At 24.5% G+C, this 10,520-nt stretch carries 9 protein-coding genes; 6 read left to right on the top strand and 3 right to left on the bottom strand.

The genetic code is table 11. The annotated features are described in order from the left end of the window. Positions 1 to 124: 124 nt before the first annotated feature. Together MBCUR_RS09075 and metG are read right to left on the bottom strand one after the other, a co-directional pair. Positions 125 to 1,699 (bottom strand): DUF530 domain-containing protein, encoded by a 1,575-nt coding sequence (locus MBCUR_RS09075; RefSeq protein WP_067092587.1) that lies wholly within the window; start codon positions 1,697 to 1,699, stop codon positions 125 to 127. A 150-nt stretch (positions 1,700 to 1,849) separates the two neighbouring features. After that, a complete protein-coding gene (gene metG, locus MBCUR_RS09070) occupies positions 1,850 to 4,015 on the bottom strand; it encodes a methionine--tRNA ligase (protein ID WP_067092586.1) in 2,166 nt (721 codons plus the stop codon). Positions 4,016 to 4,513: 498 nt separating this feature from the next. Here metG and MBCUR_RS09065 point away from each other — a divergent pair, with 498 nt between their 5' ends. Together MBCUR_RS09065 and MBCUR_RS09060 are read left to right on the top strand one after the other, a co-directional pair. After that, positions 4,514 to 4,723, top strand: a complete 210-nt coding sequence (locus MBCUR_RS09065) for a class III signal peptide-containing protein (protein WP_067092585.1) — start codon at positions 4,514 to 4,516, stop codon at positions 4,721 to 4,723. A 20-nt stretch (positions 4,724 to 4,743) separates the two neighbouring features. Further along, entirely contained in the window at positions 4,744 to 4,932 is a 189-nt protein-coding gene (locus MBCUR_RS09060; RefSeq protein WP_067092584.1) for a class III signal peptide-containing protein, read from the top strand. Positions 4,933 to 5,003: 71 nt separating this feature from the next. On the opposite strand, the gene MBCUR_RS09055 is transcribed toward MBCUR_RS09060, so the two are convergent. After that, positions 5,004 to 5,462: a phosphopantetheine adenylyltransferase gene (locus MBCUR_RS09055; protein ID WP_067092583.1), complete on the bottom strand. Its 459-nt coding sequence runs from the start codon at positions 5,460 to 5,462 to the stop codon at positions 5,004 to 5,006. Positions 5,463 to 5,928: 466 nt separating this feature from the next. On the opposite strand from MBCUR_RS09055, the gene MBCUR_RS09050 reads away from it, so the two are divergent. From MBCUR_RS09050 to MBCUR_RS09035, 4 genes are all read left to right on the top strand, one after another. Then, positions 5,929 to 7,299 carry a TldD/PmbA family protein gene (locus MBCUR_RS09050; protein ID WP_067092582.1) on the top strand — a complete coding sequence of 457 codons (1,371 nt, stop codon included), beginning with the start codon at positions 5,929 to 5,931 and terminating at the stop codon, positions 7,297 to 7,299. A gap of 127 nt (positions 7,300 to 7,426) precedes the next feature. Further along, on the top strand, positions 7,427 to 8,485 hold the full coding sequence (locus tag MBCUR_RS09045) for a M24 family metallopeptidase (protein WP_067092581.1): 1,059 nt from the start codon (positions 7,427 to 7,429) through the stop codon (positions 8,483 to 8,485). 177 nt (positions 8,486 to 8,662) lie between these two features. Then, positions 8,663 to 9,643 carry a type II secretion system F family protein gene (locus tag MBCUR_RS09040; protein WP_084269678.1) on the top strand — a complete coding sequence of 327 codons (981 nt, stop codon included), beginning with the start codon at positions 8,663 to 8,665 and terminating at the stop codon, positions 9,641 to 9,643. 168 nt (positions 9,644 to 9,811) lie between these two features. Beyond that, entirely contained in the window at positions 9,812 to 10,045 is a 234-nt protein-coding gene (locus MBCUR_RS09035) for a hypothetical protein (RefSeq protein WP_067092580.1), read from the top strand. The last annotated feature ends 475 nt before the right edge of the window (positions 10,046 to 10,520 follow it).

Here is a 10,520-nt window from a genome sequence, read left to right as displayed (position 1 = left end):
ATATATAAAAAAAAGAAAAAAAAAAATATTTAATAACAAAAAATTAAAAAAAAAAAAAAAAAAAAAAAATAATACTAAAATAATGCTAAATAATTATTTATTAAAATTAAATTAATGCTAAAATCTAAAAGTTGCTTACTAAACCTAAAAATTTTTTAGATTTGTCACTTCTTGGTTGGTTAATCATATTAATATCTTCAATTCCTTTTTTAATTTTTTCACTATTAATATTGAAGTTTTCTTCAATTATTTCCCAATCTAAATTTGAATTTAAACTAATCAAAGCAGCACCTAAAAAAAGATAGTTAAAGTTCATATTTAACCCCTTAATTTTTTTTTCTAATTTAAATTTCTCAAAAAGAATTAAATCCATATCCTTAATTTTAAGAATTTTTTCACACCCATATTTAACAAGTAAATCTATTGTCTTAGGATTATAGTTTGCAAAAACCTCTCTTTGAGTTCTATCAATGTCTCCTCGAAGATAAGGAAAAAGCCCCTTGTATCTTTTTCTCCTATCATTAGAAGTAGTTAAATAATATTTAAAAATATCCCATAAAATTAATACATTACCTATTTCAGAAAAAATTCTATTTTCAAGTTGTTCTCTAGAATATAAGTCTTTTTTTAACTTAGGGTTTAATTTAAATGATTTATCCATTAACCCCTTGTCTTTTAAGCTGTCTTTTATTTTTAAATCTCTCCATTCTTCTAAACTATTTTCATCAACAATAAAGCGTGGCTGTTCATTTTTTATTGAAAAAATAATATTATCGTAAGACTTTAATGAATTATAATCTGAAATATTTTCCTTTAAAATAGAAGATGAATTTTTTTTAACAATTTCTTGAGAAAGTTGAGAATATGCTAAGGCAAGAGCAGTAATGGTGTGTTTATCATTTATAATAGAAGGATTAGAATGATTAAAATTTAGGCGCAATATTTTAGCATCTTTTCCATACAATTCTTTGATTTTCTCTTCATATAAGTCAACATAATCAGAATCTAAGTTAAGATTTTTTGTAAGCCATCGCCCGTCTTTATTATATTTAATTGCAAGAGAAACAGTTTTAACTACTGCCTTTTTCTTTTTACTTAAAGAATTTACAATTTTTGTATATGCTTTTCTTCCCCAATGGCTTAACTGCGCCCTTAAAACCATATAATTTCCAGATAGGGGTAGATATGGAATAATGTCTAAACGATAAACAGTATTTTGATTAGGAGATATAGAAAAGTTAGAACAATTACAGCTACATTTTTTTTCTTTAAGGATTAAAAATTCAGAAAGTTTGTATTCATTATAGCAGCTATTACAATTAATTAAAGCATACTCCTCTAAATGAGCAATTGCAATTTTATGAGAATCAATGGCTGATTTTATTCTATCCAAAATAATCTTTTTAGCTGTTGCACATCTTCTAACTGACTGCCCATGGCGAGAAATCTCTGCAAGTTCATCATAGTGAACTTCATTAGACATTGGAGCCCCATATTTAGTTAATGAACTATATGGTGACATATATCCCCTCATTTCCATGTCACTTTTCATTTCAACTAAAACATCTAAAGATTGGGTAAATGATTGGTAAATATTTATAAAATTATCTAATTTTGAGACATTTGATAAATCAATTCTTTTATTAGCTATTTTATTTAAATATGATTCTGCTTTTTTTATAAGGCTAGTTTCTTCCATGATTTTTCACCGTGAGGCTTGTGAAAAATTCAAATATAACAAGACAAATTATGGGAATTAGTTTGATTTCTTGATAAAAATTATTAATTTATTTATAAACTACTATTTTTTATAAACTACTATTTTTATAAACTGCTATTTTTTATTAAATTATTGTATTTTTTCTCCTACATCTCCTTTTTCAGGAGTTAAAAGACCTGCTTGATTAGAAGTGGCAAGTAACATTCCTTCAGATTTTACTCCAAAAAGCTTAGCAGGTTTTAAATTAACTAATATTGTGACTTTTTTATTTAATAGCTCTTCAGTGTCGTAAGATTTAGCTAAACCTGCAACAACTTGAAGAATTTTATCTTTAACATCTACTTTTAATTTTAATAATTTGTCTGACTTCTCTATTCTTTCTGCTTCAACAACTTGACCAATACGAATATCAAGTTTAGCAAATTCATCAATGCTTATTAAATCACTCATATTATCCTCATTTTTGTATAAATCAGAATTATTTACATTATTTTTAGTACTCTTAATATTTTTATTATTTACATTAGTTTTATTAGTTTTTTTAATGTCTTCATTGTTACTATAATTATTATTCTTATCATTATTTTTAGATGAATTTGACTCAAATTTAGTATCTGATATACCATTATCTTCAAGAACACTGTTTCCAAGAACACTATTTTCAAATAATAAGTCTTTTTCTTTTTGAATAATCTCATCATCTATTTTTATAAACAATGGTTTTGATTCATTTATAGGATGATTTACTTCTAAAAATATTTTAGAATCATTCCAGCTATTAATTTTAGTATTTAAAACTTTAGCTATTTTTTCTGCACTTTTTGGTAAAAATGGCTTAAGTAAAATAGCTAAAATATGACACAATTGATTTGAAAGATAAAGACAGTTTGATGCAGATTCAAAATCATTTTTAACTCCATTCCAAGGCTCTTTATCATTAAAATATTTATTTCCTTCTTTTGTTAATTTAATGATTTCTACTAATCCTTCTCTAAATTTATAATTTGAGATCAAATCAAAAACATCATCTGGAATAGCTTCAATTTTAGATTTAAATGCTAAATCCATTTTATTTGGATTTTTAAATTCTGGAATTTTACCATGGAAAAATTTATTTGTAAAAGTAAATGTGCGATGTAAAAAGTTCCCTACTACATCTGCAAGTTCATCATTGATTCTTCTTTGGAAATCATCCCATGAAAAATCAGTGTCTTTATTTAAAGGAGCATTGATAGTTAAATAATATCTTAAAAGGTCACTGTCAAATTTTTCAACAAAATCTTTAACCCAAATAACCCAATTCTGGCTTGTAGACATTTTCCTACCTTCAAGTGAAAGATACTCTCCAGCTATTATATTATTTGGCATTTTACAACCATGACCCTCTAGCATTGCAGGCCAAAAAATAGCATGGTGATAAATAATATCTTTACCAATAAAATGAATTGCTGTATCATTCCAATAGTCCATCCAATCAGCATTATTCTCTTTAGACCATTGCAATGCAGCAGAAAGATAACCAATTAATGCTTCAACCCATACATAAATAATTTTTCCTTCAGCACCAGGTAAAGGAATAGGTATCCCCCAATCCATATCACGAGATAAAATCCAATCTTTTAAACCATCTTTTAACCAGTTTTTTGTGTAATTACGGACATTTGAAGGTAAATTTTCATTATTGTTAATATATTCTTCAGCTTCTTCTTGAAAATTAGATAATCTAAAGAAAAAATGCTTTGATTTTCTAATAACGGGAATATGACCACAACTTAAACATTTAGGATTGATTAAATCACTTGGCTCTAAATGACGTCCACAAACTTCACAATGATCCCCTCTTGCCCCTTCACTTTTACAAAACCTACATGTTCCTTCAACATATCTATCAGGCAAAAATTTCTCACATTCGTAGCAATAAAGTTGTTCAATTTCCTTTTCATAGATTAAATCTTTTTCATAAAGATAATTAAAGAAATTTTGAGCCATTTTGTAGTGTGCCTTAGCAGTGGTTCTTCCAAAAAAGTCAAGAGAAATATCACAATGCTTAAGGTCTTTTGAAATTAATTTATGATAACGGGTAGCTATTTCTATTGGTTTTTTATTTTCTTTATCTGCTTTAACAGCTATTGGAGTTCCATGTTCATCTGTAGCACAAACTAAAAGTACATCATTGCCCATCATACGATTAGCCCTTGCAAATATGTCTGCAGGTATATATGTAGATCTTAAATGTCCTAAATGACAAGGGCCATTTGCATAAGGCAATGCACATGAAATAAAAAATTTAGTCATTAAATTCCTCCCGTGATTGTAAACAAAGTAAATAGTGAAATAGCAAATTAAATAAATATAAACAAATTTTAATTAAAAAATTAATATAAAATAGTAACTAAAATAGCAACTAAAATATTAATTTTAAAAAAATATATTAATATCAAAATATTTTTCAAAATATTTTTGAGAGATATTTTTGATTTATAATATCTAAATATATAAAAAAAATAATATATAAATTTATGTTTTTTAAGAAAAAAAAGAAAATAAGTAGAAAATAAATATAAAATAAATATGAAATAAATGAAATAAATGAAATAAATAGAAAATATAAGAAAATTGAAAAAAATAAAAAACTATTAAAAAAGTAAAAAAGTATTAAAAAAATAAAAAAGTATTAAAAAAATAAAAAAATAAACATCAAAACTATTAAAATAAAAATATTTAAATAAACAAAATTAAAAAACTAAAAAACAGAATAGAATAAGATTGAAAAATAAAAAAAGAGATTTTAAAATGTTATATAAAATAAAAAACGAATTAAGCAAAATAAAAAATGAAGAAAATGGTCAAGGAGCTGCTGAATACATATTGTTATTTGGTGGTGTGATAGTAATAGCTATTGCGGCTTTATTAATCTATAGATCATATTTTGCATCTGGAAGTACTAATTTAAATGCAAGTACTGATGTAAATGATGTTAGAATGGCTATGAATACAAGTTAAAAAAATTTTTCTTAAATAATATGAAAATTAAATCATTAATAAAAGAAAATAATGGTCAATTAAGTGGAGAAATGATCCTTTTAATGGGAATTATAATAGTAATTGTCATTATTGTTGCTAATTTCATTGTTGAAATTAATTCGTCTATTAATCATTCCATGGTAACATTGATAGAAAATGGAAGAGATTATGCTTTAAACAAATTATAAAAAAATGAATATAACAATAATTAGCCAATAAAATCAAAATGAATAGATTAAAAGAAAAAGTCAAAACAAGGTTAATACAAAATATTTCCTTTAATATCAATCTCCCCTTTTCTTATTCGTGTAGATGAAATAGGAATGTTATCTTTTGCAAAAACATAGGAAATAACAATAATATCTAATAGTTTCATTCCCTTTTCTTTCCTAATTTCATTGATTTTGATAGCATTTGGCTCAGTTTCTTCACTAACTACAATGGCTTCAAAATCTTCTTCAAAAATTGTTATTCCATAAGGATCTTCAAGTCTAGAAATTTGAAAATCGTTGTGGACTTTTGATAAAAAATCATTTAAATTATACATTCTAATTTTACAAGGTTCTATATCTCCTTTTAATTGGGCAAATTTATCTGAAGTGACTCCAATAGCAACAAATTCACTTAATCCAAAAGCTGTTTCTAGTAATTTCCTATGCCCATAATGAAATTTATCAAATGTTCCTCCAACAGCTACTTTCTTGTACAACTTTGTCATTTAAACCACTGAAAATTTAAAAATCAATATAAATATATTCTTTAAATTTAACTATATTCCTAAATTTTTTAACTATATTTTTAAATTTAGCTTATGATTATTAATATAATATCTAAAACTATATAATATCTAAAATTATACACATCTAAAACTACTAAAAATATATGCTTTTTAAGAGATAACACTATAATACAAATAAATAAAAAAATATTTAAAAAATATTGTCAAAATGGAAAATAACCCAATAAAATTAGTAAAGTTAATTTAATAATAAATAATTAAGTAATACTAAGTTATAGTAATATTTTATATAAAATATTATTTTTAATATTATTTTTAATATAATTATACTTAAAATATTTAAACTACTAAAATATTATATTTAAAAGATTATATTATTTAAAAGATTGTGCTAGTTAAAGTTATTAAACCATGATCAAATAAAACTTAAAAAATATGTGAGAAAATGGAAGAATATATAGAAAAATTTGAAAAAATTGTGGAAAAAGTTGCCTTAGAAAGTGATTATGTAGACATAAGAGGAGGATATGGCAATAATAATGAATTAGTTATTAAAGATAGTAAAGTTCAAGAAATTAACTCTGGAATGGAATGTGGAGTAAGAATTAGAGTTTTAAATAATGGTGCATGGGGATTTGCATATACAAATAATTTTAATAACTTAAATGAAATTGGAGAAAAAGCTATTAAGTTATCAAAATCCTTAAATGGTGATGTTGAACTTGCACCTGCAGATACCATAAAAGATAAAGTAAAAACTCCTAGAAAGATTTCATTATCTGATGTATCAATTGAAGAAAAAATAAATGTAATGAAAGAAGCTGAAAATGCAAGTAATCTTGAAAGTATTAATTCAACAAATGTTAGTTATTCAGACAGTGAAAATCAAACCCTTTTTATTAACAGTGAAGGAACCATGATACTTTCTGATGAAACACGATGCGGATTATTTTTAAATGCCGTTGCTTCTGACGGAGACATTATTCAATTTGCCCATGGAAGTATAGGTGGGGCTAAAGGATTTGAAGCCATTTCTAATGTGGATATTGAAAATTTTGGTAGAAAAATAGCTTTAAAAGCTCAAGATTTATTAAAAGCTCAAAAACCACCATCTGGAATTTTTCCAGTAATGACTGACTGTGAACTTACTGGAGTCTGCATCCATGAAGCACTAGGTCATGCAGTTGAAGCAGATTTAATTTTACAAAACGATTCTATTCTCAAAGATGAAATAGGAAATAAAATTGCATCTGAAATTGTAAATATCTATGATGATGCCAGTAGATTAGATGGTTTTGGATACTACCCTTACGATGGAGAAGGTGTTAAAACAAAGAAAAATCAACTTGTTAAAGATGGAGAATTAGTTTCACTCTTAAATTCACGTGAAACAGGAAGTAAGCTAAATATGGAATCATCTGGGAATTCAAGATCAATTATAAGTGAACAACCAATTGTGAGAATGAGTAATACTTATCTTGAACCTGGAAATATGAGTTTTGAAGAGTTAATAGAAGATATTAAAGAAGGAATATATCTTAAAGGTTCAAGAGGTGGACAAGTTGATACAGGAAAAGGAATTTTCCAATTTAATGCATCTCAATCATTTAAAATAGAAAATGGAGAAATCAAAGAAAGTTTAAGAGATGTTTCTCTTTCTGGAAATATTTTGGAAACATTAAAAAATATTGATGGCCTTGGAAATGACTTTAAGCTTAGTCTTGGCTTTTGTGGAAAATCTGGTCAAAGTGCTCCAGTTGGTGATGGAGGACCACACACAAGAATACAAAATGCAATGGTTGGCGGGAGCAGTTAAAATTAATAAATCATTACCATAAAGATAAAAAAAGACTAAAATAAAGATAAAAAAAGACTAAAGTAAAACTAAAAAAACTAAAATAAAACTAAAAAATAAATTAAAAAATAAACGAAAAATAGATAACATGGTAAATGAAAAAAAACTAGATTCTATCATTCAAAAAATCCATGAAAGTGGATATGATGGAATGTTATTGTATGATATTAAAAATATTCAGTATGTTTCAAATTATAAACCTACTTCAATTGCTTTTTGTATTTTAAAAGAAAATCCAGTTATTTTTACTTCTAAAATGGACATGGAAAATGCTAAAAATACTTCAGAAATTACACTAAAAGAATATGAATCAATCCCTCAAGTTATAAAATCTATAAAAAGTGAACATGACAAAAATGGTACAAAAAATGATATCAATAGTGGTTTGCTAATAGAAGGAAGTTTAGCTTTTAATATATATGATAAATTTAAGCAGGACTTTAAAATAAAACAATCCGATATTTTAGAAAAAGAAAGAATGATAAAAACAAAAGAGGAAGTAGATAAAATTAAAACTGCATGTAATATTGCCCATAAATCATTGTTAGACTTAGATATCCTAAAAAAACAAGAAGAATCTTTTAGTGAATTAATGGCTTCTTATGAATTAGGAATGTTAATTCGCGAAAATGGTGGAAGTGAAGAATCCTTTAACACCATAATTGCAACAGGTAAAAAAACTAGCCTTCCTCATAGTTCACCAAGTAAAGAAAAAATGAAACAACCTATTTTAGTTGATTGGGGTTGTAAATACATGGATTATTGTAGTGATACATCGAGAACATACACCTACACAGAAAAAGAAGCCGAAATTGAAGTTATTGTATTAGAAGCTTATAACACAGCCATTAAATCAGTAAAGCCTGGAAAAAAATTATGTGAAATTGATAAAGTAGCTAGAGACATAATTACAGACTATGGGTATGGAGATAATTTTATTCACTCAACAGGTCATGGATTAGGTTTAGATATTCATGAAAAACCTAATGTAAGTAAAAACGACCAAACAATTTTAGAAAAAGATATGATCATAACAATTGAACCTGGAATATATTTAGAAGGAAAATTTGGAATTAGAATTGAAGATACTGTACATGTTCAAAACAAAGGGAAAGTTTTAGGTAAATTAAAGCCTATTTTAAATTAAAAATAACAAAGAATTGAAAAAAAAATTAAAAAGCATTAAAAAAAAAATTAAAGAAAAAAGATTTTGAAAAAAAAGCTAATAAACAAGGATAAAAAAAATTAAAACCCCATAGAAAAAGAAAAATCTATAACTAGTTAAATAAAAAATCTAAACAAATATTTTTCAACAGGTAAAAACATGACATTAAACAAGATTAATGAAAAATTAAAAGAAATAGAAACAATTAATGAAAAGATTAACGAAAAATTTTGTACAAAAATCATTAAAAAATTCATTAATAAAAAATACTTAGAAAAATTTAATGAAATACTTATTTTCAGTGGATTAAATGTCAAATTATCTAAATTACTGTTTAATTTAACAATATTAACTTTTTTATTAACTTTTTTATCCATAACCATTTCATGGATATTTAATTTAAATTTGATTCTTTCAATTTTGTCTTCTATTTTTACTCCAACAATAAGTTTAATGGTATTTTTACAATTTAAAAAAGAAAAAAGAATAGAAAAAATTGAAAACTCAATTCCAGATTTTTTAAGGCAAATAGCTTCTATGTTAAGGGTAGGGATGGGATTTGAAAATGCTATGGATGAATTATCTAAATATGAAAATGAACCACTTTACGATGAAATAAAAAGGTCTGTTACTGAGATAAAAATGGGAGAAAATTTTGAAAACAGTATTATGAAAATTCCAAAAAGATTGAAATCATTAGATTTAGAAAGATCATTTAAACTAATACTTGAAGGGCGAAAAAGTGGAGGAAATTTAGCAGACACAATAGATAGTGTTGCAGGAGATTTAAGAACTGTAAATCAGATAAAAAAAGAACGTAAATCTACAGTGATGATGTCTGTAATGTTTTTAATTATTTCAGCAGTAATAGCTGCTCCATTTGCACTAGGAATGGTTGGTGTTTATTCCTCTTTTTTAAATAATCTTGGAAAAGAAAATCCTCTTGTTGAAACAGGACTAATGGCTGCTTCTGCTTATATTATTATACATTCTACATTAGTAGGATTTATTATTGGTACAATACTTTATGGAAAATTTTTAAAAGGAATAAAATTTTCTATTGCATTAGTAATATCTTCATACTCAATTTTTTATATTATTAGCACCTTTGGTTCAAGTTTCCTAAGTTTAACTATTTAATTTCACTATTCCGCTAAATGAAAAATTGAATATAAAAAGTAAAAACTAAAAAATAAAAAATAAAAATGAAATCTAATATGAAATATAAATTTTATGATTGAGAATTATGATAAACCTAGAATTTTAATATTTAAAATGCTAAAATATGATTATTGATAATGTGATAAGATGGAAATACTTAAAAAATTAACAAAAATCTATTTAAAAATAACTAGAAATGAAAGTGGGCAAGTTGGGGCTGAAATGATACTGTTGATTGGTGGAGTAATAATCATTGTTTTAATTTCAGCAATTATGTACAAAGATTATTTAATAAATTTATCTGGAGAGATTGGTTCTGTTGAATTAAATAAACTAAATCAAAGTATAAACAATCTCTCAATAAAATTCAATAGTTCCTAATTTGAACATTTAAATGGCTGTGCAATTATTATTTTGAAAAGCAGACATTTAATTAAAATATGTTAAAATGTATGAAAAAGTGTTAATATATATTTTTATAAAAAATAAATATTTAAAAATAATTATAATTTGTAAAAAGCTTTTATTTAAGTTAGTTTTCTTTATTTTTGAGAAAACTTATTTGATCAAACTTTTTTAAAAATTTGTTTTAAAGGTTCTTCTAATTAGCAAATAACTCATATTAATTAGTTAAATTTAAATTAAAGCATTTAAAAGAATAATAAAAATTAAACGTTTGAAAAATAATTAATTTTAGTAAATAGCTGTTAATATTAATTAAAATAGAGTTTTATTATGTATTTATACTTATTTTTATTTTTACTTTTACTTTTATAAAAAAATTTATTATAACTTCATAAATATAATTTTAACCTAATTAATTAAATTTAAAAACTTAGATTTTCGAATTGTTGAA

The organism is Methanobrevibacter curvatus, from assembly GCF_001639295.1.
Taxonomy (GTDB): Archaea; Methanobacteriota; Methanobacteria; order Methanobacteriales; family Methanobacteriaceae; genus Methanoflexus; species Methanoflexus curvatus.
Note: the sequence above shows the minus strand (reverse complement) of the source record. Positions and strands in the feature narration are given on the sequence as shown.